The sequence below is a fragment of the Marinobacterium maritimum genome, assembly GCF_039523155.1.
Lineage (GTDB): Bacteria > Pseudomonadota > Gammaproteobacteria > Pseudomonadales > Balneatricaceae > Marinobacterium > Marinobacterium maritimum.
This window is the reverse complement of the sequence record NZ_BAAAET010000003.1, coordinates 300,895-324,653: the sequence shown is the minus strand read 5'-3', so window position 1 is coordinate 324,653 and position 23,759 is coordinate 300,895. Positions and strand designations below refer to the sequence as shown.

The 23,759-nt window shown below is 61.1% G+C and carries 21 protein-coding genes; 11 read left to right on the top strand and 10 right to left on the bottom strand.

The window, feature by feature from the left end; all coding sequences use genetic code 11:
* Positions 1 to 136 precede the first annotated feature (136 nt).
* Genes ABD013_RS12490 through ABD013_RS12475 form a run of 4 tightly spaced genes read left to right on the top strand, consistent with a single transcriptional unit; the run spans position 137 to position 3,694 of the window.
* Positions 137 to 1,681, top strand: a complete 1,545-nt coding sequence (locus ABD013_RS12490) for a 2-isopropylmalate synthase (protein ID WP_343806359.1) — start codon at positions 137 to 139, stop codon at positions 1,679 to 1,681.
* A 9-nt stretch (positions 1,682 to 1,690) separates the two neighbouring features.
* Complete coding sequence (locus ABD013_RS12485; protein ID WP_343806358.1) at positions 1,691 to 2,557, top strand: uracil-DNA glycosylase family protein; 867 nt, start codon at positions 1,691 to 1,693, stop codon at positions 2,555 to 2,557.
* Positions 2,550 to 2,996 carry a ribosomal protein S18-alanine N-acetyltransferase gene (rimI, locus tag ABD013_RS12480; protein ID WP_343806356.1) on the top strand — a complete coding sequence of 149 codons (447 nt, stop codon included), beginning with the start codon at positions 2,550 to 2,552 and terminating at the stop codon, positions 2,994 to 2,996. The genes ABD013_RS12485 and rimI overlap by 8 nt, the downstream gene beginning before the upstream one ends.
* 29 nt (positions 2,997 to 3,025) lie before the next feature.
* Positions 3,026 to 3,694: an energy-coupling factor ABC transporter permease gene (locus ABD013_RS12475; RefSeq protein WP_343806354.1), complete on the top strand. Its 669-nt coding sequence runs from the start codon at positions 3,026 to 3,028 to the stop codon at positions 3,692 to 3,694.
* Positions 3,695 to 3,711: 17 nt separating this feature from the next.
* Here ABD013_RS12475 and ABD013_RS12470 read toward each other — a convergent pair whose 3' ends face one another.
* Both ABD013_RS12470 and ABD013_RS12465 read right to left on the bottom strand, forming a co-directional pair.
* On the bottom strand, positions 3,712 to 4,248 hold the full coding sequence (locus ABD013_RS12470; protein ID WP_343806352.1) for a response regulator transcription factor: 537 nt from the start codon (positions 4,246 to 4,248) through the stop codon (positions 3,712 to 3,714).
* A 24-nt stretch (positions 4,249 to 4,272) separates the two neighbouring features.
* Complete coding sequence (locus ABD013_RS12465) at positions 4,273 to 5,463, bottom strand: ATP-binding protein (protein ID WP_343806350.1); 1,191 nt, start codon at positions 5,461 to 5,463, stop codon at positions 4,273 to 4,275.
* 281 nt (positions 5,464 to 5,744) lie between these two features.
* Between ABD013_RS12465 and ABD013_RS12460 the strand changes: the two genes are divergently transcribed.
* The 5 genes from ABD013_RS12460 (at position 5,745) to ABD013_RS12440 (ending at position 12,597) form a co-directional block, all read left to right on the top strand.
* Positions 5,745 to 7,373, top strand: coding sequence for a BCCT family transporter (locus ABD013_RS12460; RefSeq protein ID WP_343806348.1), 1,629 nt, complete (start codon positions 5,745 to 5,747; stop codon positions 7,371 to 7,373).
* 81 nt (positions 7,374 to 7,454) lie between these two features.
* On the top strand, positions 7,455 to 9,326 hold the full coding sequence (locus ABD013_RS12455; protein WP_343806346.1) for a DUF294 nucleotidyltransferase-like domain-containing protein: 1,872 nt from the start codon (positions 7,455 to 7,457) through the stop codon (positions 9,324 to 9,326).
* Positions 9,326 to 10,081, top strand: coding sequence for a 3'-5' exonuclease (locus tag ABD013_RS12450; protein ID WP_343806344.1), 756 nt, complete (start codon positions 9,326 to 9,328; stop codon positions 10,079 to 10,081). The genes ABD013_RS12455 and ABD013_RS12450 overlap by 1 nt, the downstream gene beginning before the upstream one ends.
* A gap of 125 nt (positions 10,082 to 10,206) precedes the next feature.
* Complete coding sequence (locus tag ABD013_RS12445) at positions 10,207 to 11,784, top strand: peptide chain release factor 3 (RefSeq protein WP_343806342.1); 1,578 nt, start codon at positions 10,207 to 10,209, stop codon at positions 11,782 to 11,784.
* 45 nt (positions 11,785 to 11,829) lie between these two features.
* The gene (locus tag ABD013_RS12440; RefSeq protein ID WP_343806340.1) at positions 11,830 to 12,597 is read left to right on the top strand and encodes a TatD family hydrolase; all 768 of its coding nucleotides are present in this window, start codon (positions 11,830 to 11,832) and stop codon (positions 12,595 to 12,597) included.
* Here the strand turns inward: ABD013_RS12440 and ABD013_RS12435 are convergent.
* The 3 genes from ABD013_RS12435 to ABD013_RS12425 all read right to left on the bottom strand — a co-directional run bounded on the left by ABD013_RS12435 (position 12,591) and on the right by ABD013_RS12425 (position 15,392).
* Positions 12,591 to 12,986: a hypothetical protein gene (locus ABD013_RS12435; protein WP_343806338.1), complete on the bottom strand. Its 396-nt coding sequence runs from the start codon at positions 12,984 to 12,986 to the stop codon at positions 12,591 to 12,593. The genes ABD013_RS12440 and ABD013_RS12435 overlap by 7 nt on opposite strands.
* Positions 12,987 to 13,064: 78 nt before the next feature.
* Positions 13,065 to 13,451, bottom strand: coding sequence for a hypothetical protein (locus tag ABD013_RS12430; RefSeq protein ID WP_343806336.1), 387 nt, complete (start codon positions 13,449 to 13,451; stop codon positions 13,065 to 13,067).
* Between the two features lie 30 nt (positions 13,452 to 13,481).
* Positions 13,482 to 15,392 (bottom strand): beta-ketoacyl synthase, encoded by a 1,911-nt coding sequence (locus ABD013_RS12425; protein WP_343806334.1) that lies wholly within the window; start codon positions 15,390 to 15,392, stop codon positions 13,482 to 13,484.
* 209 nt (positions 15,393 to 15,601) lie between these two features.
* Here ABD013_RS12425 and ABD013_RS12420 point away from each other — a divergent pair, with 209 nt between their 5' ends.
* Positions 15,602 to 16,258, top strand: coding sequence for a YiaD family glycine zipper/OmpA-like lipoprotein (locus ABD013_RS12420; protein ID WP_343806332.1), 657 nt, complete (start codon positions 15,602 to 15,604; stop codon positions 16,256 to 16,258).
* A gap of 77 nt (positions 16,259 to 16,335) precedes the next feature.
* Here ABD013_RS12420 and zapB read toward each other — a convergent pair whose 3' ends face one another.
* Positions 16,336 to 16,530 (bottom strand): cell division protein ZapB, encoded by a 195-nt coding sequence (gene zapB, locus ABD013_RS12415; RefSeq protein ID WP_343806330.1) that lies wholly within the window; start codon positions 16,528 to 16,530, stop codon positions 16,336 to 16,338.
* 49 nt (positions 16,531 to 16,579) lie between these two features.
* A complete protein-coding gene (locus ABD013_RS12410) occupies positions 16,580 to 17,800 on the bottom strand; it encodes a flagellar assembly protein T N-terminal domain-containing protein (protein ID WP_343806328.1) in 1,221 nt (406 codons plus the stop codon).
* 94 nt (positions 17,801 to 17,894) lie between these two features.
* Here ABD013_RS12410 and ABD013_RS12405 point away from each other — a divergent pair, with 94 nt between their 5' ends.
* On the top strand, positions 17,895 to 19,301 hold the full coding sequence (locus ABD013_RS12405; RefSeq protein ID WP_343806326.1) for a penicillin-binding protein activator: 1,407 nt from the start codon (positions 17,895 to 17,897) through the stop codon (positions 19,299 to 19,301).
* 8 nt (positions 19,302 to 19,309) lie between these two features.
* On the opposite strand, the gene ABD013_RS12400 is transcribed toward ABD013_RS12405, so the two are convergent.
* From ABD013_RS12400 to ABD013_RS12390, 3 genes are all read right to left on the bottom strand, one after another.
* Positions 19,310 to 20,257, bottom strand: a complete 948-nt coding sequence (locus ABD013_RS12400) for a LysM peptidoglycan-binding domain-containing protein (protein WP_343806324.1) — start codon at positions 20,255 to 20,257, stop codon at positions 19,310 to 19,312.
* 58 nt (positions 20,258 to 20,315) lie between these two features.
* Positions 20,316 to 20,912, bottom strand: a complete 597-nt coding sequence (locus ABD013_RS12395; RefSeq protein WP_343806322.1) for an LPP20 family lipoprotein — start codon at positions 20,910 to 20,912, stop codon at positions 20,316 to 20,318.
* 146 nt (positions 20,913 to 21,058) lie between these two features.
* Positions 21,059 to 23,752, bottom strand: coding sequence for a [protein-PII] uridylyltransferase (locus ABD013_RS12390; RefSeq protein WP_343806320.1), 2,694 nt, complete (start codon positions 23,750 to 23,752; stop codon positions 21,059 to 21,061).
* Positions 23,753 to 23,759: the final 7 nt, after the last annotated feature.

The window sequence follows — 23,759 nt, the reverse complement described above, 5'->3', positions numbered from 1 at the left end:
CGGCGATGGCGTGTTTGGTGTTGCGGCTTGATGATACAATAGGACGATCTGTATCTGCCTTCCAATTTGTGTACCTTCAAGGCAGGCATTTTTATCGCCGGACAGGAGAGGTCCGGACCTGACGGGAGTAGTGAGCATGAGCCGCAATGATGACCGCGTGATTATTTTTGACACCACCCTGCGTGACGGTGAGCAGAGCCCGGGCGCGTCGATGACGCGTGACGAGAAGCTGCGTATCGCCAAGCAGCTGGAAAAGCTGCGCGTGGACGTGATCGAAGCGGGTTTTGCCATCGCCAGTCCAGGTGACTTCGAGTCGGTCAAGACCATCGCTGATACCATCAAGGACAGCACCGTCTGCTCGCTCTCTCGTGCGCTGGATGCCGATATCGACCGCGCCGGTGAAGCGCTGAAAGGTGCCAACTCCGGTCGTATCCATACCTTTATCGCGACCTCGCCGATCCATATGCAGTACAAGCTGCAGATGGAGCCGGATCAGGTGGTCGAGAACGCGGTGCGTGCGGTCAAGCGTGCGCGCAACCTGATCGACGATGTCGAGTTCTCGCTGGAAGATGCCAGCCGCTCCGAGCTGGATTTCATGTGCCGCATCATCGAGAAAGTGATCGATGCCGGTGCCCGTACCATCAACATCCCGGATACCGTAGGCTACGCGGTGCCTCAGGAGTACGGCAACACCATTGCTCAGCTGATTGCGCGCATTCCCAATGCCGACAAGGCGATCTTCTCCGTGCACTGCCACAACGACCTGGGGCTGGCGGTAGCCAACTCTCTGGCCGCGGTCAGCGCCGGAGCCCGTCAGGTGGAATGTACCATCAACGGTCTGGGTGAGCGTGCCGGTAACGCCTCGCTGGAAGAGATCGTCATGGCGCTGCGCACCCGTCAGGACGTACTGGGGCTGACCACCGGTATCGATACCACCCAGATCGTGCCGGCGTCGCGTCTGGTCTCCAGTGTGACCGGTTTCCCGGTACAGCCGAACAAGGCGATCGTCGGCGCCAACGCCTTCGCGCACGAGTCCGGTATCCACCAGGACGGCGTGCTCAAGCATCGCGAAACCTACGAAATCATGACTGCCGAGGATGTGGGGTGGAACACCAACCGCATGGTGCTGGGCAAGTTGTCCGGCCGCAACGCTTTCCGTACCCGCATGGAAGAGCTGGGCACCACCTTTGCGTCCGATGCCGAGCTGAATACGGCGTTCTCCCGCTTCAAGGAGCTGGCCGACAAGAAGAGCGAGATCTTCGACGACGACCTGGTGGCGCTGGTCAGCGATGCCCGTGCTTCGGCCGACCACGAAAAATACAAACTGAGCAGCCTGAATGTGACCTCCCAGACCGGTGAAACTCCGGTGGCCAGCCTGGTGGTTTCGGTCAACGGTGAAGAGCATGCGGTTGAGTCTTCCGGCAGTGGCCCCGTCGATGCCGCGTTCAAGGCACTGGAACAGGTGGCCAACTCGGGTGCCAACCTGCAGCTGTACTCGGTCAACGCCATCACCAGCGGCACCGACTCCCAGGGTGAAGTGACCGTGCGTCTGGAAAAGGCTGGTCGTATCGTCAACGGTCTGGGTGCCGATACCGATATCATCATCGCTTCGGCCAAGGCGTACATCCACGCGCTGAACATGCTGGATGCCAACATCCAGAAAGCACACCCGCAGGTGTAACGGACGTTGATGTCAGTACAGGCTCAGGAGCAGCAACGCCACCAGTGGCTGGAGGCGATCGGCATCGACAGCTGGTTGCCGCGCGCGCCTCTGCCCGGAGCCGCACCCTCGCCCGACTGGGTCGAGGCGTTCAGCTATCCCGAGGCCGAGGCGCAGTGGCAGCAGGACAGCGGTTTCGATGAGGGGGGCGATCAGCCGCCGTCGTCGCGGCCTTCCCGGCCTGCAGGACCACGCATCGATACGGCCGCGCTGCTGGATGAGCCCAAACAGCCCGTGGCCCAGACGCCGGCCGAACGTAGTGCGGCCGAGCCGACGCTGGCGGAGCCGCGTACGGCAGAACCGCAAGTGCATGCACCGGTCCGTGCGACCAAGCCTGAACCGGCACCCCGGTTCAAGCTGGCTTTCCTGGTACGCGGCGACCTGCTGATCGTCGATTCTCTGCCGCCGCATCAGGCGGACGGCTTCAGCCGCCAGCACCGACGGCTGCTGCAGGGCATCACCAATGCCCTGGGCTTGCCGGCGGATGCGGAACTGTCATCCCCGTTCATGCTGCCCTGGCCGATGCTGGCCGGTAAAACGCTGAACCAGGGGCCAGACGAAGCGCGCAAGGCGGTGCAGCGCAAGCTGAATAATACGCTGGCATTCACACCGGAGATCCGCCAGGTGCTGCTGCTCGGCGACGCGGCCAGTCAGTGGACGATTGAGCAGGAAACCGAGTTTGATGCATTGCAGGGCAAACAGTTGGAACTGGGTGAAGGGCGGCGTGCGCTGGTGACCCTGAGTCTCAGTGAACTGCTGCGCCTGCCGGAACGTAAGGCTGAGGTGTGGCGAGATCTGCAGCCGTTCAGGCGCGATCCGGGTTCGGACCTTGCTTGAACTGCGTACCCTGATAGCCGCTGATCTGGTGGCGGTACAGTCGCTGGACGCGGTCTGCTTTGCGGGTGAGCCTTTCGCGGCGAGCTGGTGGCAGAAGGCGACTTTCGGTCAGGGCGCCTGTGCCTGGCTGGCCTGGCAGGGCGATGAGCTGCTGGGTTACTGCCTGTTCAGCCGGGTGCTGGACGAGGCTGAGTTGCTGCGCATTGCCACATCACCCGCGGCACGGCAGCAGGGTGTGGCGGCGGCTCTGCTGCAGCACGCCGAAACGGCACTCCAGCAGGCCGGTGTTGAGCAGCTGTTTCTGGAGGTCAGGCTTTCCAACCTGCCCGCGCAGCGGCTCTATCGCCGTACCGGCTGGCAACAAAGCGGACGCCGCAAGGATTACTATCCGCTGGCGGATGGCCGTGAGGATGCGCTGATTTTCTGTCGCGCACTTTGAATTTTGGTCTGAACTGAACGGGTATTGCTATGAGTCTGACGCAGGGACTGATCAGCGGAGGCTGGCTCTGGGCCTCCACCCTGTTTTCGGCACTGGCCCTGTTGCTGGCACTGAGAGTTGCACCCTGGGGGGTACTGGTGCAGGAGCGGCGACTGCAGCATCTGCTGTTCGGCGCCACGGTGGCATTGATGCTGATGTGGACCATGCGCGCAGGCATCTCGCCCGGACTGGGCATTCATTTCCTTGGCATGACCACGCTGACGCTGATGTTTGGCTGGGATCTGGCGATCCTCTCCGGCACTTTGGCGATGCTGGGTATGACGCTGATCGGTCAGGAGAGCTGGGATACCTTCAGCGTTAATGTGCTATGTTCGGTGATTGTGCCGGCACTGGTCAGCCTCGGTGTGCTGCGTCTGGTTGAGGCACGGCTGCCACGCAACTTCTTTGTCTATCTGTTTCTCTGTGCCTTTTTTGGTGCCGGTGTGGCGACGGCGCTGGCGGGCATGGTGATGGCACTGCTGCTCTGGGCCGACGGCGTCTACCCCTGGGCCAAGATCTATCTGGAATATGTTCGCTTTCTGCCGTTGATCATGTTTCCGGAAGGGCTGCTCAACGGCATCATCATGACCGGCATGATGGTGTTTCACCCCGACTGGATCCGTACTTTCGACGCACGCCTCTATATCGACGAACAGTAGCACATGCCCACGGTTGCTCAGCGCCGAACCGGGTGCTTGGCCAGCTTGCGCTGCAGGGTACGCCGGTGCATCCCCAGCGCCCGGGCGGTGGCGGAGATATTGCCGTCGTGTTCGTGCAGTACCTTTTGGATATGTTCCCACTCCAGCCGGTTGACCGACATCGGCGTTTCGGGAATCTCGGTCGGCATTTCCTCGCTGTCGGCGTCGCTGTCCAGTGCGCGCAGGATCTGGTCGGCATCGGCCGGCTTGGGCAGATAGTTGTCGGCGCCGGACTTGATCGCATCCACCGTGGTCGCGATGCTGGCATAGCCGGTCAGTACCAAAATCTTCATCGCCGGGTTCAGCGCTCTTAATTCGGGAATCAACGCCAGACCTGACGGGCCCTCCATCTTCAGATCCACGGTAGCATAAGCCGGCGGCTGCTCGCTGGCCTGCCGGAGCGCATCGGGAACGTTGCGAGCCACGGCGACTTCGAAACCGCGCCGGGTCATAGCCCGAGCCAGTACCCGGGTGAACGTGGGATCATCATCGACAATCAGAAAGTGTTCGGGCATCCGTGGATTCCTTTTGCAGGGTGGCTACTGAGGCGGCAGCAGAGGCAGGCAGACCTCGGTCAGGGTGCCGCCGTCCGGGTGGTTGTACAGGCGTACCTCGCCGTGATGTCGAGCCAGGGTGGAGGTGGTCAGGAACAGTCCGATACCGAGGCCTCGTCCCTTGGTGGTGACAAAGGGCTTGCCCAGCTGATCGGCCTGTTCCAGCGGCAGGCCGGGACCCTGGTCACGGATACGCAGCTGAGCCTGTTCAGGAGATGGGTAGCTCAGCTCGACCTCAATGGCATCGGGGCAGGCATCCGCGGCGTTGTTGAACAGGTTCAGCAGTGCCTGGCGCAGCGCGGTCGAGTCCTGCACCCGTGCCTGATCATTGGCCGCGATCGCCTGCGTATGGCTGACCTCGGGGCGCATCAGCGTCCATTCCTCGATCACCGCCGCCAGCAGTGTACTGAGCGGGACCGCCGGGCCGCTGTCCTGCTCATCCCTGACCTTGTGTGCCAGCTGGCGCAGGCGCTGGCTGCACAGCTGCACCTGCTCCTGCAGCAGCGCGATATCCTCCTGCAGCTGATCATCGTCGGGATGATCGAGCGCCATCTCCTTCAGCGTTACCTGCATCGTCGCCAGGGGGGTACCCAGTTCATGGGCGGTGCCGGCGGCCATGGTCGCCAGTGACAGCAGTTGCTGGTCCTGAATGCGCTGGTCCCGCTCTTGTTGCAGCACCTGGGTTTGTACCTGCAGTGAGAGCTGCATCCGGGTGATGAACCAGCTGATCAGCAACACGGTAAACAGGAAGTTGATCCACATGCCGATGACATGCAGGTCGAACAGGTTAAGTAACTGGTGCTGATGGCTGCTGCCCGGTTCGATCAACGGCTGGAAATGACGCAGCAGAATGCTGTACAGGGCCACCACCATCAGTGCCATCAGCAGGGTAAAACGTTTGGGCAGAGTGGCGGCGGTGATCAGCAGTGGTACCAGCAGGGTGAAAATGAACGGGTTGGTGGCGCCGCCGGACTGGTACAACAAACAACCGTAGAGCGCCATATCGGCACAGACCTGGCTGAACAGTTCCCAGTCGGTGACCGGCAGTGGTGAATGCAGCCGGGCGAAGGTCATCAGGTTGAGCAGCAGCAGGGCCACGAGTACCGAGCCGAGCAGCCAGGCATTGAGGTTCAGATGCAGAAAGAAAAGCGCGAACATCAGGGCTGCGCTCTGCACGAACAGCACCAGCGTTCGGATATAGCTCAGTTGTAGCAGTGAAGCATGGTAGCCGTTCAGGGGATGCTCTCCATCATGCTCTTGATCAAGGGGGCGTCAGTATAGCGCTGTGTCAGGGGTTGAGCCCTGCGACCCAATGCCGCAGGTTGATTGTCGCATATATGCAACTTGATTAACCTGCAAAGGATCAAACATACTATTAAAGGAAGTGCCGGGGTCCGCCAGCAAGGGGGCACCGGCGAAAACCTTCTGCACTACCAACCTGAGGGAGACAGTCCATAATGGCTGACAATAAAGATCCTATGATCCCCGATGGTGATGTCAATCCTATCGATACGGATTACCAGATCGGTCAGGATAACATTGTTGTCAACGTGGGCCCGTTCGGGCTCGATATTCACAACCGCGTCTTTGCGATTTCCGGCTTTGCCGTCGTCGCCTTCGTATTTCTGACGCTGGCTTTTCAAAATCAGGTCGAGCCTCTGTTTACCGACCTGCGCAACTGGCTGACCACCAGTCTTGACTGGTTCTTCATCAGCGCAGCCAATATCTTCGTGGTGCTTTGCCTGGTGCTGATTTTTACGCCATTGGGGCGGGTGCGCCTGGGCGGCACCGAAGCGCAGCCGGACTACAGCTATCTGGGCTGGTTTTCGATGCTGTTTGCTGCCGGCATGGGTATCGGTTTGATGTTCTTCGGGGTGTCCGAGCCTCTGTCGCATACACTCAGTTCTTTTGGCGGCACCAGCCTTGAAAACGGTGTCCGTACCGACTGGGCGCCACTGGGCGCCGCTGTCGGTGACGAGGCCGCGGCTCGCCAGCTGGGTATGGCGGCCACCATCTACCACTGGGCGCTGCACCCCTGGGCGATCTATGCGGTGATGGCGCTGGGACTGGCGCTGTTCTCGTTCAACAAGGGGCTGCCGCTGACCATCCGTTCGGTGTTTTACCCGCTGCTGGGGGAACGGGTCTGGGGCTGGCCGGGCCATATCATCGATATTCTGGCAGTGCTGGCGACCCTGTTCGGCCTGGCGACTTCTCTCGGCTATGGGGCCTCTCAGGCAACCGCGGGACTTAACTACCTGTTCGGTATCCCGTTGGGCGATACCACTCAGATCCTGCTGGTGATCGGCATTACCGGCATCGCGCTGGTGTCGGTGCTGGCCGGCCTGGATGCGGGGGTCAAGCGACTGTCCGAGATCAACATGATTCTGGCGGTGCTGCTGCTGGCCTTTGTGATACTGGTTGGTCCCACGCTGCTGCTGCTGACCGGCTTCTTCGATAACCTGGTGGCTTACCTGCGCTATCTGCCCGAGCTGGCCAATCCGGTCGGCCGTGAGGACGTTAACTTTGCCTCCGGCTGGACCGCCTTCTACTGGGCCTGGTGGATCTCCTGGAGCCCGTTCGTCGGCATGTTCATCGCCCGTGTATCCCGCGGTCGCACCGTACGCGAATTCATCATCGCGGTGCTGCTGGTACCCTCGACCGCCTGCGTGCTCTGGATGACCGTGTTCGGCGGTACGGCAGTCAATCTGTACTTTGCTGAAGGTTATGCCGCAGTCAAGGAAGCGGCACTGCCGTTGCAGCTGTTCACCATGCTGGATGTGCTGCCGCTGGCGGAGATCACCTCCTTTATCGCTATCGTGCTGGTGGTGGTGTTCTTCGTCACCTCGTCCGACTCGGGCTCGCTGGTGATCGATGTGATCGCGGCTGGCGGCAAGGTGGATGCACCTACGCCGCAGCGTGTCTTCTGGTGCACCTTCGAAGGGCTGGTGGCGATTGCGCTGATCCTGGGTGGTGGCCTGGCGGCACTGCAGGCAATGGCGGTGTCGACCGGCCTGCCATTTACGCTGGTGCTGCTGATGGCGGCCTTCTCGATGATCAAGGGGCTGGCTTCCGAGCCACGCGCCTGATATTACCAGCGGCACAGCAGGCGGGGTCGGTGCAAGGCGGACCCCGCCTGTTTTCGTTTTGGCTTTGATGAGAGCGTTGTGATGCAAGCGGAGCATATAGAAATTGCCGAGTTTCTGGGGCGGCATCAACCGTTCAGTGAGCTGTCCGAAGAGCAGCTTGCGCAGATGGCGGCGCAGGTTGAGATCGCCTATTTCAAGGCCGGCAGCCAGATCCTCGAGTTCGGCGAGGAGATTCACGACTGGTACGTGATCCGCAGTGGTGCGGTGGAGATCTACCGGCGTAATGGTGATTTGTACAACCGCCTGAGTGAGGGCGGCTTCTTCGGCGAATTCGGTTTGCTGCGTAACGGGCGTGTCCGTTTTCCGATTAAGGCACTGGAAGATACGCTGGTCTATCTGATCCCCGAGGCGGTGTTCAACGAGCTGTTCGACAACAACGAAGCCTTTGCCGATATTGTCGAAGTGGAGGACCGCACCCGACTGCGCCAGGCCGTGGCTCGGCGGAGGGAAGATGCTAACGAGTTGATGACGGCCAAGATCGAGACCCTGGTCAAGCGTCAGGCGGTATGCCTGCCGATGACGGCGACGGCCCGGGATGCCGCGATCCGCATGAGCGAAGAGGGCGTCTCCTCGGTGCTGGTACTCGATGAGCAGACCGAAGGCCAGCCGGTGGCCGGGATCATCACTGACCGGGACCTGCGTAACCGTCTGATTACGCCGGGGTTGGGTTTCGATACGCTGGTCACCGAGATCATGACCGCCGAACTGATCGCCGTGGAGCACAACCAGTTTGTCTTCGAGGCGATGCTGCTGATGCTCAGGCACAATGTGCACCACCTGCCGGTACTCAAGCGGCAGCAGCCAGTGGCCGTGATCGCGCTGTCCGATATCATCCGCTATGAATCACAGAACAGCCTGTTCGTGGTCAGCAGCATTTTTCGTGCCCAGAGTGTCGATGAGCTGGTGGCGTTGCGCACTGATGTCAGTGCTTGCTTCAGTCGCATGGTCAACGAGGATGCCAACTCGCAGATGATCGGCACGGCGATGTCGGTGATCGGTCGCAGCTTCAAGCAGCGCCTGCTGGAACTGGCCGAGGAACAGCTGGGGCCGCCGCCGGTGCCCTACTGCTTCCTGGCACTGGGATCGATGGCGCGGGAAGAACAACTGATCGTGACCGACCAGGACAACGCCATGATCCTGGATAACCGGTTCGATCCCAAGCAGCATGATGACTATTTCAAGGCGTTGGCGACGTTTGTTTGTGACGGTCTGGATGCCTGTGGTTACAGCTACTGCAGCGGTGACATCATGGCGACCAATGCCCGCTGGCGACAGCCGCTGCGGGTGTGGGAGCAGTACTTCACCGACTGGATCGAAAAGCCGACGCCGGAATTCCTGCTCAACAGCTCGATCTTCTTCGACCTGGAGGGCGTCTGGGGTGAAGTGCGCTGGGCCAACATGCTCAACGACCTGATCCGGCGCAAGGCGCAGCGCAATCCGCGCTTCCTTGCCTGCATGGCACGAAATGCTCTGCAGCGCACGCCGCCGCTGGGCTTCTTCAAGGACTTCGTAATGGAGACCGACGGACGCCACAGCAACTCGATCAACATGAAGCGCCGGGGTACGGCGCCGCTGGCGGACCTGGTGCGCGTGCATGCGCTGGCTATCGGCTCCCGCGAGCACAACACCTTCGACCGGCTCAAGGAGATCACCGAGACCGATATCCTGCCCAAGGGGCGCGGGCCTGACCTGCGCGATGCGCTGGAGCTGATCGCCATGGTACGTATCCGTCACCAGGCGCTGGACCTGGAAGCGGGCAATGAACCGGACAACAACATCGAGCCGGAAAACCTGTCCGACTTCGAGCGCAAGAACCTCAAGGATGCGTTCCAGATCCTGTCCAATGCGCAGAAATTCCTCAAGTACCGCTACCAGCCGGGCCGGAGCAACTGATGTTCTACCTGGACAAGGAAAAACTGCAGAACGAGCCCTCTCTGGAGCAGCAGGACAGCGGTGTCAGCGACTGGTCGCTGCGTTTCCGGGAGTTGGCCGAGTCAGCCCGCTACCCGGCACTGAGGGCTTTCTATAGCGCCGGGGCAGTTGCTCCCGAGACGCCGCTGGCTGAAGTACCGCTGGTGGCGGTGGATTTTGAAACCACCGGCCTGGATCCGCGCAAGGGCGGCATCGTCAGCATCGGACTGGTACCGATGTCCATCAACCGCATTTACTGTTCGCAGGCACGGCACTGGGTGCTCAAGCCCCGGGCGGCGCTGAGCAGCGAGTCGGTAGTGGTGCATGGTATCACCCACTCCGAAATCGAATCGGCGCCCGACCTGTCACGTATTCTTGATGAGCTGTTGATGCAGCTGAGAGGCAAGGTGGTGGTGGTGCATCATCGGGGCATTGAACGCGCCTTCCTTAATGCTGCCCTCAAGGCGCGCTTGCGGGAAGGCATCGAATTCCCGGTGATCGATACCATGGAGCTGGAAGCTCGCCTGCATCGATGCAAGCCGCCGGGATTCTGGGCACGCCTGCTGGGACGCAAGCCGGCTTCCATCCGCCTGGCGCAGAGTCGGGAGCGTTACCATCTGCCGTTCTACCGGCCACACCATGCCCTGACCGACGCCATCGCCTGCGGCGAGCTGCTGCTGGCACAGGTGGCTGATCGTTTTGGACCGGAGACACCGGTATCCGAGCTGTGGAAGTGAATGGGGCGGTGCATTGTTTAACGCCGCCCGATCAGCGAAAATAGGCGCCATTTCCGATTAACATCGGGCGCGCGGTCTTGCCGTTCAAGCGCGCACCCTTGTCCATAACAGAAGATCCCGAATCCATGTCCATAGCTCAGGAAGTTTCCAAACGCCGCACCTTTGCGATCATCTCCCACCCCGACGCCGGTAAGACCACCATCACCGAAAAGCTGTTGCTGCTCGGTCAGTTGATTCAGGTCGCCGGTACCGTCAAGGGGCGTGGCAGTGACCGCCACGCCACCTCCGACTGGATGAGCATGGAGCAGGAGCGTGGTATCTCCATCACCTCGTCGGTGATGCAGTTCCCCTACAACGACCGTACCGTTAACCTGCTGGATACCCCGGGGCACGAGGACTTCTCCGAGGACACCTACCGCACCCTGACCGCCGTGGACTCGGCGTTGATGGTGGTCGACGGCGCCAAGGGTGTCGAGGAACGCACCATCAAGCTGATGGATGTCTGCCGTCTGCGTGACACGCCGATCTTCTCCTTCGTCAACAAGCTGGACCGTGACATCCGCGATCCGATCGAGCTGCTCGACGAGATCGAGGAGGTGCTGAAGATCGAAGCGGCGCCGATCAACTGGCCGATCGGTTCCGGCAAGTGGTTCAAGGGTGTATATAACCTCTACACCGACACCATCCACCAGTTCACGCCGGGGCAGGGGCACAAGCTGCCGGAAGACAAGCGGATCCAGGGTCTGGACTCCGACGAGGCGCGTGCGCTGCTGGAAGATGACTACGACGAATTCGTCGATGAGGTCGAACTGGTCAAGGGTGCCTGTCACGAGTGGGATCAGCAGGCCTACCTGGAAGGCAAGATGACGCCAGTATTCTTCGGCACTGCGCTGGGCAACTTCGGTGTCAAGGAGATGCTCGATGACTTCGTCGAGTGGGCGCCTGCCCCGCCTGCCCGTGCTACCGAGACCCGTGAAGTCGAGTCCGGTGAGGAAGCGTTCAGCGGCTTCGTATTCAAGATTCAGGCAAATATGGACCCGAAACACCGAGACCGTATCGCTTTCATGCGCATCTGCTCCGGTTCTTACACCCGTGGCATGAAGATGAAGCACGTGCGTATCGGCAAGGATGTGCGTATCGCCGATGCGGTGACCTTTATCGCAGGCGACCGTGAAAACGTGGAAGAGGCCTGGTCCGGCGACATCATCGGCCTGCACAACCACGGTACCATTCAGATCGGTGATACCTTCACCGCTGGTGAAACGCTCAAGTTCACCGGCATCCCGCACTTTGCGCCGGAGATGTTCCGCCGCGTGCGTCCGACCGACCCGCTGAAGATGAAGCAGCTGCAGAAGGGCCTGCAGCAGCTGTCGGAAGAGGGCGCGGTGCAGCTGTTCCAGCCGCTGAAGAACAATGACCTGATCCTCGGTGCTGTCGGCCAGCTGCAGTTCGATGTGGTGGTGTTCCGTCTTAAGGACGAGTACAAGGTGGAGTGCCTGTACGAGCCGATCAGCGTACAGACCGCCCGCTGGGTGGAGTGCGATGACCAGAAGATGCTGGATGACTTCCGTCGCAAGGGGCATGACAACCTGGCCCTCGATGGTGCCGGTTTGCTGACCTACCTGGCACCGACCCGCGTTAATCTGTCACTGACCGAGGAGCGCTGGCCGGACGTTCGCTTCCGTGCCACACGCGAGCACTGATTGCTCACCGGCACAGGCCGTTCAGGCCTGTGCCATACTGCCCTCATGTTGATCGATACCCACTGCCATCTCGACTTCCCGGATTTTGATGCGGACCGCGCAGCGGTCATTGCGCGGGCGCGCTCTGCTGGTGTTGAGCAGATCGTGGTGCCGGCGATTAATGTGGATAACCTTCAGCGCGTTATCGATCTCTGTGCCTCTTCGCCCTGTTTCCATCCTGCACTTGGGTTGCATCCCTGTTTTCCTCATGACACCGATGCCGCCCTGAATTCTCTGGCACAGGCGCTGGAAGTGAATAAGGTCGTGGCTATCGGGGAGATAGGACTGGATTTTCGTCCCGGGCAGGCTGAAGCTGAGGTGCAACAGCCACTGTTCGAGCAGCAGCTGCAACTGGCCCGTAAATATGACCTGCCGGTGCTGCTGCATGTGGTCAGAGCACATGATCAGGTGCTCAAACTGTTGCGCCGTTATCAGTTGCCACGGGCGGGTATCGTGCATGCCTTTTCCGGCAGTGAGCAGCAGGCGCGGGAGTATGCAAAGCTGGGGTTCAAGCTGGGGTTTGGCGGCGCGATCAGCTACGACCGAGCGCAGAAGCTGCGCCGTCTGGTGCTGGAGCTGCCGCTTGAGTGGCTGGTGCTGGAGACCGATGCGCCGGATATGCCGCTCGAACAGCATCGTGGACAGCCCAACGAGCCGTCCCGGGTTGCGGAAGTTGCGCAACTGATCGCCGCGCTGCGAGGCCGGCCGATCACGGAAATAGCCGCGATCACGACGGCAACGGCGCAGCAGCTGCTGCGCCTGCCGGCTTACTGATAGATGCTGTTGTACGCCTTGTCGACGGTATGCCAGACGGTATCGGTGTGGCGGTTGATCGGCACACGGAAGTAACGACCATCAGTGCCTACCGCTTCGCTGCTGTAGCTGCCATCCGGCGGGGTGAGAATCATCCGGGCCAGATCCGTTGGGTAGTTGGGACCCTGTATCTTACGACCGTAAATTTCTTCGATCGGCGTCAGCTGGGCACGAACCGAGACGATGGAGGTCAGGTCCTGGCAGCTTGAGGTTTCGCCGCGGCAGAAACGGTAGTAGCGGCTATCCAGCGTGTAGAACTGGTCGGCGGTGGGGTCTTCCTTCAGTGCCCCGGACAGGTTGACGCACCCTCCCAGGGCCAGTACGGCGGCCAGCAGACTCAAACGCTTCATGACAACGTCCTGTTTCAATCGATGGTTTGCGTGCGAGTGTAGCAGAAAACCGGCTTCAGCCTCAGCTGTTGTCTGAATTCACTCGTTGCGCTGCTTGCCGCCGCCGTAGATCTGGTCTTCCTCGAGCTTGAGGTAGCGGAACACCGTATCGGTAGCGCTGTTGGCGGGCAGGCGGTAGACACCCTGATCCAGCTGCTGTACCGGATACAGGTTATTTGGGGGCGCCAGCATCAGCCCGGTCAGCTGCTCCACAGACCAGCCTTGGGGTGTCACCTTGATGCCATACGCCTGGGCGATGCGCGGTTCATTGTAGGACGGACCGATCAGCTCAAGGTTCTGGCAGATGCCGGTTTCGCCCCGGCAGAGGCGGGTGGTATTGAGATCGAGGGTATAGAAGCGCGGCTGGTCAAGGACCGCACATCCGCCCAGCGTCAGCAGCAGGGCGGAGATGGGCAGGGCTTTCATCACGGGCCTCCTGAGCGAAGGCCCGCGCGTTCAGCACAGGTCTTCGTAGGGATTTTCGACTTTCAGCGAAATCGGATTGGCGTAACCCGGCAGGCGGATTTCGTCCGCACTGATCTGCAGGTCTTCACCGGTGAGTACATTATAGTCGTAGCGGTAGATCGGGCGAGCTTCGCCATTGATCGCAGACTGGTTGTAGGCCTCGGCCTGTTCACGCACCTGTTCGCGACGCTGGCGCCAGGCGTTCATGGCATTTTCGCCGTGACGCTTGCTCAACATCTGCTCGACCACGTGCGGGGCCAGGATGGCGGCGCTGGCGTTATTGCCGCCGAAGCCCTTGGCGTTGATCAGCACCGAATCCATGCCCTCGACGCCCACGTCCAGATGCTCGAGCGGCAGATTCAGGTTGGATGTATGGACATCTTCGGCCACTTCAGGGGTGGTAGTCAGACCTGGAATGATGCCGTACTTCCACACGCCCAGAGAGGCGAACAGCTGGTCACCACCGGCGGTGCCCTGGGAATGTCCCAGGTAGGCTTTCACGGCGCTGACCGGCCAGGCCGGGATATCGAACGCCTTGGCGGTTTCGTTGATCACGTGCGATTCGGTGACACGGTTCTGCGGCGTGCTGGTACCGTGTGCCTGCACGAAACTGCGCTGGCGCAGGGACTCTTCGCCGAGCAGGCTGGCCACCAGAGAGGCCGCCTTGCCCAGGGTCATGTAGTTGCCGATGCCCGGGGCCGAGATCGACTTCTTGTGGCCATCGGCATGGACGAACACATCGGCCACGGCGCCGTGTATATCTGCACCCAGCTCCAGTGCCAGGTCGTCACTCATCAGTACCAGGAACTGGCTGGATTCACCCATGGTGAAGCCGCAGTTGTTGCCGAACGGGCGGCAGGCCTGGCGGTAGTGCTCTTCAGCCAGCTCGGTCAGGTTGTCCAGCGCGGCCAGCTGTTTGTCTTCGGCCAGCGCGCCCATGGCACGGAAGCCTTCGATGATTTCCGGCGTAACCGGGGCGTCACTGCCACCCACCAACACCAGCTTGCAGCGGCCGCTGCGGATTGCATCGACACCGCTTTTCATGTTGTACAGGAAGGTAGCACAGGCACCCAGGGCACCGCCGGTGGTGCCGACGTTACCCAGCAGATAGGCGTTGATGAAGTCGGCCGGCATCTGTGCGTAGCCCAGCGGCATCTGCTTGGAGGTGGTGCGCTTGCCCAGCGCCGGGAACTTGGTCAGGCCGCCGAAGCCCAGGTCGTCCAGCTGGCCGATGGAGTTGCTGGCAAAGACGGCGATCTGATCCGGTGCCAGACGGTCTAGAATGCTGTCGTAGTCGATGCCGACTGAACGCAGGGCGTCAGAGGCGGCATATACGGCCATTTGCAAACCACGCGGATGGTTACGCGACTGGTACAGCTTGCCCGGCTCGAAACCGGTCGGCAGCATGCCGGCGCTCTGTACCAGCGCGGTCTTGCTGTCCGGGAAAATCAGTTCACAGCTGCCGTCCACGGTCACTTCGGTCTGGCCGCCGCCGATGTCGGTCAGGGTCCAGTTGTCCGGGATGACCTGGGGCAGGTGGCGGTTGCGCAAACGGAAGCGCAGCGGCTCGTCACCGCTCTTGGCGGTGGCGGGGCGATTGAACATCACCGCATTGACGTCAAACCAGTCCGGGTGAATGCGGCGAATCAGCGTGCGATCGCGGACTTGCTGCTCCACGGCTTCGGCCAGGGCGTCACGGCTCGGCAGGGTCTCTTCACCAAGCTGAAACTGTCCCTCTTCGTAGCGAGCCAGTCCCGTCAGGGTAGCCAGGTCGGTGAGGGTTTCCTGTCGACTGCGAGTATCCAGCTGATCGAGAACCAGACGGCGGTAGCCATGATGAAAAGAGGAACGACCAGCGGGGCTGATACCACCAAAACCGACAATGACAGGCAGCTGAGACAAGAGAAACTCCTCGGGATGGTGACGCGGGTGACAGAAAAAGATAACAGTGCATTTTATCGCCTGAGTGCAAGGCTGGCCAGCGCTGTGCACGGTTTTAATCCAGTGAAGTCGAACTGTTTTTCATCCACTATTCAGCTATTCTGGGTTACATAGACGACGTTTTGCCGGTGCCGACCAAGGAGCCGGGTATCCGAATTCAGGAGGGAAGTATGAAAAAATTGATGCTGGCAACCGCGATGAGCGCTCTGGTGCTGAGTGGCTGTACAACACTGGATCCCTATACGCAGGAATCCAAGACTTCCAACGCGACAAAGGGGGCGGGTATCGGTGCCTTGGCTGGGGCGGTGCTGGGAGCAGCGGTAAACGATGATAATCGTGGCAAGGGCGCGCTGGCCGGTGCCGCGATCGGCGGTGCTGTTGGCGGCGGTATCGGCTATTACATGGATCAGCAGGAGATGCAGCTGCGCCAGGAGCTGGAAGGCACTGGCGTCAGGGTCGAGCGTGTCGGCGACGACATCCGCCTGATCATGCCGGGCAACATTACCTTTGCCACTGACAGCGATCGCGTAGCACCGTCGTTCTATCCGGTGTTGGACTCCGTGGCCAAAGTACTGATGAAGTTTGATCGTACCCAGGTGGCGGTTGAAGGCTTCACCGACTCCACCGGTTCCTTCGAATACAACCAGCAGCTGTCCGAGCGCCGAGCCAGCAGTGTGGCCCGTTACCTCTCGTCAGTGGGCGTGAGCCACTTGCGCCTGGATGCCCGCGGCTATGGCGAACGCTACCCGATCGCGAGCAACGATTCGGCAGCCGGTCGTGCCGCCAACCGTCGTGTTGAGATCAAGATTCGTGGTACTCAGCGCTGATCAGCGCTGCTTGCCACGAAAACCAAAAAGGGGCGCCCACTGGACGCCCCTTTTTGTATCCCGACAGGTGCCAGACTTCAGAGATTCTCACTCTCCTGCAGGCGTTCGAACTTGCCCAGCAGGCGCTGCAGGCTCTGTTCGTTCTGGGAACGATCCTCTTCCAGGCTCTGCTTGGCCTGGCGCAGCTCGCTGACTTCGAGACGCAGCAGCTCGACCTCTTCGATCAATCCCTCAATTTTGCTTTCCAGTTCGGTAAAGAGTCCGCTCTGCATGGTGACTTGCTCCTGTGGCGCTAGATCAAAGGGCTCAAGACTAAGCCGGTCAATGCGCAATTACAATATCGTCCTGTTGAATGTTCAGCGTCTCGCTGTCCACTTCCAGTGTTCCCCGCGCCAGGGTGGGCTGGGTACGAGTGAGGGTGAGGCTGTGTTCGGTATTGATCAGCTCGTATTCGGGGCGCATCTGGCTGTCGTAGTGGGTCAGACGGCGATAGACGCTGAGGCGGTCGCCGGGCTTGAGACCGTCGAGGCTGCCGGCACTGATCCACACCTCCTTGTCGCGGGTGCGTGTGATGCGTGCGGTAAAGGGCTCGCAGGTCAGCTGCAGCTGGATATCGTTGCTGACCGCCCGAATGACCGCTCGCAGTTGCTGGCCAAACGGCTGGCGCCAGAACTCGGGCGTACCGAAACCGACCTTGGCGTGGCTGTCGGCATTCCAGTCGGCGCTCATGTGATAGCGTTGCTGGTGCTTGAGTGCGCCGGTGAAGGCGTCATGGATAAACAGGTCGAGTACGAAGTCGCGCTGGTGGTAGCGCTTTTCCAGGTCGGTCTGCCGATAAAGGTCGATCAGTACATTGGGCTCGCGCGGACCGGTGGCATGGTGCGGGGCCAGGCTGCGGATGACGCCGCTGACCAGGTACTGTACCTGGTGCTGTTCGCTGTTGTGCAGCAGGGTAGTCAGGGTACCCTCGGGCAACAGGCGAACGGGTGCCCGGGTCGGATCGCCGATGATGTTGAGGCTACCGGCATCCAGGGCGGCGAAGGTACTGCTCTGGCGCAGTTCATAGGCCAGCAGGGTGGCGAATCCCTGCTGGATATCCTGCAGGTGACCGTTACTGGCGTCGGCCGGATTTTCCAGCGGGAAGTGGGTAATCGCCAGTGACTTGCGATAAGCCGTTTCCGGCAGGCTGTCCTTGCAGCCCTGGGCGATGTCGACGTCGGCGATAATGGTGACGCTGATCTGGCCACCCTTGATCTGTTCGTCGATTACCCGCACGTTGCTGACTTTACCCAGGGTGTTCAGGCGCAGGGTATCGATCTCCAGTACCCCGTTGCGTGCCTGACGGCTGCCGCTGAGCCAGGCAGAGGCGCGGATCGAGGCTTGCTCCATGGCGCGCTGCAGCGCCTGCTGACGTGACAGTCCTGGGTCCTCATTCTGGTAGGGGGCCTGCCCGGTGGCTTCGACTGCCAGTGCCGATGCCTGGCTGGGCAGCAGGAACAGGGTCAGCATCAGGAGATGGCACAGGGCAGCAAAGTGTTTCATGAAGTCGAGTCCGGGCGTGGCTGGATGAGTGTCTCTGGATTGTAGCGGGGAAAAACACCATATTACAGGCTGCAGGTCAGGATGGATTAAGTGGATGACGAGGATGCTCAAGGTGCTGTTGTGGGGGTTGTTGCTGTTGCCGCTGGGCAGTGCTGCACAGGACAGTGCTCAGGTTGAGCGGCTGCGGCAGCAGATCAACACCGGCGGTGGAGCACCTGCGTCATCAGCGCTGGAGCAGCTCTGGCGTGAGTTGCAGCAACTGCCGGCGTCGCACCTGATCGAGTTGAGCCGCCGCGAAGATAACAACTACTTCGAACAGGGCTGGTTCGAGTTGGCGCGCGACGTTCGGCTGGCACCAGCCGAGCAACGTCAGAGCCAGCTGAATGCGTGGCGCCTGCGCTGGTTTCATCACCCGGCCACGGCCTGGTTGCCACACTTGCAGCAGGCGGTGCCCAGCCTGGCCGTGCCAGAAACGGTGCAGCGGCTCGGGGCGCTGTTGCCACTCAGTGGCGAGTTTGCCGAACAGGGGCGGGAAGTGCTGGCGGGCATGCGCGCGGCGCTGGACTGGGACCGCCGTCAGGGATACCGGGTGCCGCAGCTGCAGGTGTTCGACAGTGCGGCTGTGGATAACCTGCCGGTGTTTGTGCAATCCCTTGTCGGAACCGAAGGGCCGGACCTGCTGGTGGGTCCGCTGCGTGCGCCGCTGACCCGACAGCTGACATCGGCACAGCCGCTGCCGGTGCTGGCCCTGAACCGGGTGGGTGGCGGAACCTTCAACGGCTACCAGCTGGATCTGGCATCGGATCAGGAATTGCGCCAGCTGGTCGAGCGTATTCGGCTCGACGGTCATCGCCGTGTACTCTTGCTGGCGCCGGCTGGCGAAGCCTGGGTGGAACCACTACTGGCCTGGCTGGAACCGCTGAGCCGGTCGCAGGGGTTGGTGATTCAGGCGCGCCTGCGCTACGAGGCCGTCCCGGAGCGTCTGCGCTGGCAGCTTGGACAGGTGTTGGGTATCAATGCCAGCCGCCAGCGGGGGCAACAGCTGGCGGGTTTGCTGGCTGAACCACCCGAGCAGCAAGTGCGGCGGCGCCAGGATATCGACGCAGTGCTACTCATTGCCCGGCCTGAAGCGGCGCGGCTGATCAAGCCGGTACTCAATTACCATCACGCCGATGAGCTGCCTGTTTATGCCGGTTCACACCTGTTCAGCGGCAAGGTGGACCCGGTACGTGATCGTGACCTTGAAGGCATCCTGTTCTGCGACATGCCCTGGCGGTTGCGCAAGCGCCCGGGAAGCACTCCGTCCAGCAGCTTTTTTGCGCTGGGAGTCGATGCCGGGTCGGTTTATCGCGCCCTGCCTGAAATGGGCGCCGGGACACCGGGCTATTTCGAGGGGGAAACCGGGCATCTGCGTTTGCTCGAGGGGTGGCGGCTGCAGCGGGCGCTGCCCTGCGCCCGTTTCGTGCAGGGTCAGCCGCAGCTGATCAAGCCGGCGGAGTGAGACGGGGGTCAGCGAACGCTGTCGCCAACCGCCGGGATCTGCCGAGCCTGAATCACCAGCGCCAGGCTGGCATCCTGGCTGGTGTCGATCACCAGCACCCAGCCACCTTCCTGTGAGGGCCGTTTGGCTGGGAAGGCGGTGGGTGCAGGACTATTCGCCTTGCTGTAGTGAAGCAGTTGGCCGGGCTCGACGCCGGACTGGCGGCCCTGGTCCAGCAGCAGCAGGTAGCCACCGGGTTGCTCGTAGAGCGCCTTGATGATGCGGGCATTGACGGGTGAGCCAGGATACCCGGGTTTAACCTTCAGCGGTTGCCGGTACAGGGGCAATACTTGCAGGTTGGCCAGCGGCGGCTGGCGGTTTTCGGTGATTCTCAGGCGGGCCTTGTCGCCCTGTTGCAGCACGAGCCTGGCCTGGCCGATACGGGTCAGTTCGATAAAGCTGGTGCCGGCGGGTTCGGGGCTGGACTTGAACAGCCCATACATCGTCCCGTCGGCGGCAGCGTTGGAGAGACCATGGATGTAGAGGAAATCTCCATCGGCTTCGGAGCGCCGGCTGTGGAGACGGATCCGGTTTTCAGGCGCGTGAGTGTCCAGCAGCCGGTAATCGGTACGCATCCGGTCGATATGACCGCTACGGATCAGGTCCTCTGCCATGACCTGGATGGGGTCTAAAGCGTCTGTGTGATGCACTGCTGCGGTCTGGCGCGGCTCCGGGCGGCTGTCTGTGTTCGGCAGTCGCAGTCGGGTGCCCGGTTGCAGCTGCTTCGGTGTGCGAATCTGGGGATTGAGTGACCAGATCTCGCGCCAGCGGTCGGCCTTACCCAGCAAGCGGGCGGCGATGGAGGAAAGGCTATCCCCCCGTTGCACGGTATAGGTGTCTGCGGCCGAAGCGCTAAGCGGGGTCGTAGTCAGTGTCAGGGCAAGCAGCAGCGCGGCCCACCGGGATGACGTCAGCATGCAGACTCCTTGCAGTGTCGATCAGGCGGGGCCATGCCGGAGCAGGCCCCTGCGAGGCTCAGTAGCGCGGTGCAAAAGTATGATCGTGATAGGCTCCGCCCGGCGGCAGGTGGCCGCCGGCTGCGTGCCAGCGGCGTTCCTGTTCCAGCTGCTGTTGCATCTGGCGGCGACTGATCTTCAGTGACATGGTGGTTACCGCCATGCCGTCGGCTTCGAATTCCTGATTGGTGATCGCCGCACCCTGTACGAAACTGTTGAGGTAGGCACGCAGACGGTCGCGATCGGCGATGAAGTCATCCATCCGGGTGTCGCCGACGATATGCAGTCCCGAAACCTGCTCGGCGATCTTGCGGTAGGCGTCCAGCTCCGAGGCGCGCAGTGCCATCAAGCGGCGCTGAGCCAGGTTCTCAAAGGTGCTCTTGGGCGCGCCGTAACCGGTGACGTTGATGACCAGAATGTCTTCGACTGCCGGGTCGTGATAGGTTTTCTGAGGTGTCGGCTGGACCGGCGCCGGCTGAGGTACAGGCGCCGGGGCTGGCTGAACATAGGTGTAGCTACGTCCCTGGCAGGGGTCACAGTAGGGCGAGTACTGGGCGCAGCCGGTGATGGTCAGGGCCAGGCCAGCGGTAGCAGTAAACTTGAAAAGGGTGTTCATAAGCCAAAAAATCCTTGTCGACATCTGAAATGGCTGTAGCCGAGACGGTATCCAGCTCTCTGTATCGGTTCTCAGCGGCGCTACTTTAGCAAAAAACCTTCAGTGTCATCTATTGGCGACGTGATCAAGAGCGCGGCCGGTTGCAATTAATGTACATGCTGGTCCAGCTGGTCACAGATCGCCTGCTGCAGGCGGCGGCACAACTCGGGGTCGCTGATCGGTTGATTTTGATCGTCGGTGATGAAGAAAAAGTCCTCGACCCGCTCGCCGATGCTGGAAATTTTGGCCTTGCGCACCGAAATGTCGAACTCGACGAAGATACGGCCGATACGGGCCAGCAGGCCGGGACGGTCCGGTGTGATCACCTCCAGGACTGTCTGCTGAGCCACGGGGTCGTTACTCAGTGTCAGCCGCGTCGGGGTGGTGAACAGCTTCAGCTGACGCGGCACGCGACGTTGAATGATTTCCGGGTAATCCTCGGGGTCATCCAGTTCTTCGGTCAGGTGTTGCTGGATGTGGGCCAGGTATTCGGGGTTTTCCGACAGCGGCTGGTTGTCGTCGGTCAACACCGTGTAGGTGTTCAGCGTGCGGCCGTGGTCGGTGAGGATGATGCGGGCATCCTGGATGTTGAGGTTGAGTTGATCCATCGCCGCCACGGTGGCCGGGAACAGGGTGGGCAGGTCTTCACTGTAGATGAAGATCTCGGTGGCACCTTCGAACACCCGGTAGGAGGTCTTGCGGATCAGGATCAGCGGCAGCGGGCTGTCGCCATGCTCAAGGATCGCCTGGGTATGCCAGGCGATATTGTGCGCATCCTCACGCAGGAAATAGTCGTCGCCGAGCAGTGACCAGTAATCGAGCACATCCTGTTCACGCATGCCCTTGCGAGCCAGCAGCAGCATCGCTTCGTGCTGTACCTGTTCGATCCGGTCTTCCTTGTTGATCGGGTTCTCGAGGCCGCGGCGCAGCGCACGTTTGGTCTCCATGTACAGCTGGCGCAGCAGGGTGGCGCGCCAGTTGTTCCACAGGGTGTTGTTGGTGGCGTTGATGTCGGCCACGGTCAGCACATAGAGGTAGTCCAGGTGCACGAGATCGCGCACTTCCATGGCGAAACTGTGGATAACTTCAGGGTCGGAGATGTCGCGGCGCTGGGCGGTCATCGACATCTTCAGATGGTTGCGCACCAGCCAGGCGACCAGGTGGGTGTCCCATTTGCCCAGATGGTGACGGCGGCAGAAATCCACTACATCTTCGGCACCCAGCTCCGAGTGGTCACCGCCACGTCCCTTGGCGATATCGTGATAGAGACCGGCGATGTAGAGCAGCTCGATCTTGGGCAGCTGGTTGACGATCCGGTGCGCAATGGAGAACTGCTCGCGGTATTCCCGGTGGCGGAACTGGCGCGTCTTCTGGATCACCTTCAGTGTGTGTGCGTCCACGGTATAAATGTGGAAAAGGTCATGCTGCATCTGGCCGACGATCCTGCCGAATTCGGGCAGGTAGCGGCCGAGGATACCGTAGCGGTTCATCCGCTTGAGCTCGGTCGACACCCCCTCGGGGGAGCGCAATAGCTCCATGAACAGCGAGGTGTTGCGAATATCGTGGCGGAACTCATCATCGATCAGATAGCGGTGGTTACGCACCAGGCGGATCGTGGACGCGCGTACTCCCTTGATTTCCGGGTGCTGGGCCATCAGTACGAACAGTTCCATGATAGCAAAGGGGTGGTGTTCGAACACCTTGTCGTAGACCGTTTCCAGGTAGTCGTTGCGAACCTGGAAGCGGTTGTTCAGCGGGCGGATGCTCTGTTCGTCATCAATGCGCAGGATCGCTTCGTCGAAATGCTGCAGCAGCATATCGTTGAACTCGGACATCGCCATGGCGACGCGGTAGTACTTGCTCATGAACTGTTCGACAGCCAGGGCGCCTTCCTGGTCTTCGTAGCCGAAGTAGGCGGCCAGAGTGCGCTGGTGGTCGAACAGCAGTCGGTCCTCGCGGCGCTTGCACAGCATGTGCAGGGCGTAGCGCACGGTCCACAGGTAGAGTTCGCCCTTGTTCAGGGTATCCAGCTCGGATTCGGTGACGAAGCCGTGGTCGACCAGGTCGCGGATATAGGTCGCACCAAAGTGACGTTTGGCCACCCAGCCGATGGTCTGGATGTCGCGCAGGCCGCCGGGAGAGGTCTTCAGATTGGGCTCAAGGTTGTATTCGGTGTTGTTGGTCTTCTCGTGTCGTTCCTTCTGCTCCGCCAGCTTGGCCTTGAAGAACTCCTTGTCGGTCCAGGCCCCTTCCGAGGTGACACGGTCATACATCTCCTGCTGCAGGGCTGGGGCGCCGCAGATGGTGCGTGACTCGATCAGGTTGGTGGCGATGGTGATGTCGTTGCGCGCCTCGTCATAACATTCGCCGATGGTGCGCACGCTGGAGCCCAGGTCGAGGCTGATGTCCCAGAGCAGGGTGAGGAAACCGCTGATGCTGTCCTGCCAGTCAGCCGGGTCAACCTGGTCGAACAGCAGCAGGATATCCACATCGGAGAACGGGTGCAGTTCACCGCGGCCATAACCACCGACCGCGACCAGAGCCGCCTGCTCGGCCGGAGGCCAGGTGAACTGATCCCAGGCAAGCTCCAGAATGCTGTCCAGAACCCAGGCACGTCCGTAGATCAGGCGACGGATGTCCTCACCCTGGCGAAAGGCCTCGTCCATGCGGGCCTGGGCATCCCTGAGTGCCTGTTTGAGTACCTTGATGACCGGTTGTTGGCCGGCATCGAGGCTGGCCTGAACCTCCTCGCTGTCGAACAGTTCGGGAACGGCTGCAAGCGGTTGAACAGTACGGGTCATGCCAGTG

Coding starts and splice junctions, on each gene's coding strand:
- ABD013_RS12490 (WP_343806359.1), top strand. CDS start 137: ATGAGCCGCAATGATGACCGCGTGATTATTTTTGACACCACCCTGCGT.
- ABD013_RS12485 (WP_343806358.1), top strand. CDS start 1,691: ATGTCAGTACAGGCTCAGGAGCAGCAACGCCACCAGTGGCTGGAGGCG.
- ABD013_RS12475 (WP_343806354.1), top strand. CDS start 3,026: ATGAGTCTGACGCAGGGACTGATCAGCGGAGGCTGGCTCTGGGCCTCC.
- ABD013_RS12470 (WP_343806352.1), bottom strand. CDS start 4,248: ATGCCCGAACACTTTCTGATTGTCGATGATGATCCCACGTTCACCCGG.
- ABD013_RS12460 (WP_343806348.1), top strand. CDS start 5,745: ATGGCTGACAATAAAGATCCTATGATCCCCGATGGTGATGTCAATCCT.
- ABD013_RS12455 (WP_343806346.1), top strand. CDS start 7,455: ATGCAAGCGGAGCATATAGAAATTGCCGAGTTTCTGGGGCGGCATCAA.
- ABD013_RS12450 (WP_343806344.1), top strand. CDS start 9,326: ATGTTCTACCTGGACAAGGAAAAACTGCAGAACGAGCCCTCTCTGGAG.
- ABD013_RS12445 (WP_343806342.1), top strand. CDS start 10,207: ATGTCCATAGCTCAGGAAGTTTCCAAACGCCGCACCTTTGCGATCATC.
- ABD013_RS12440 (WP_343806340.1), top strand. CDS start 11,830: ATGTTGATCGATACCCACTGCCATCTCGACTTCCCGGATTTTGATGCG.
- ABD013_RS12435 (WP_343806338.1), bottom strand. CDS start 12,986: ATGAAGCGTTTGAGTCTGCTGGCCGCCGTACTGGCCCTGGGAGGGTGC.
- ABD013_RS12430 (WP_343806336.1), bottom strand. CDS start 13,451: ATGAAAGCCCTGCCCATCTCCGCCCTGCTGCTGACGCTGGGCGGATGT.
- ABD013_RS12420 (WP_343806332.1), top strand. CDS start 15,602: ATGAAAAAATTGATGCTGGCAACCGCGATGAGCGCTCTGGTGCTGAGT.
- zapB (WP_343806330.1), bottom strand. CDS start 16,530: ATGCAGAGCGGACTCTTTACCGAACTGGAAAGCAAAATTGAGGGATTG.
- ABD013_RS12410 (WP_343806328.1), bottom strand. CDS start 17,800: ATGAAACACTTTGCTGCCCTGTGCCATCTCCTGATGCTGACCCTGTTC.
- ABD013_RS12405 (WP_343806326.1), top strand. CDS start 17,895: ATGACGAGGATGCTCAAGGTGCTGTTGTGGGGGTTGTTGCTGTTGCCG.
- ABD013_RS12400 (WP_343806324.1), bottom strand. CDS start 20,257: ATGCTGACGTCATCCCGGTGGGCCGCGCTGCTGCTTGCCCTGACACTG.
- ABD013_RS12395 (WP_343806322.1), bottom strand. CDS start 20,912: ATGAACACCCTTTTCAAGTTTACTGCTACCGCTGGCCTGGCCCTGACC.
- ABD013_RS12390 (WP_343806320.1), bottom strand. CDS start 23,752: ATGACCCGTACTGTTCAACCGCTTGCAGCCGTTCCCGAACTGTTCGAC.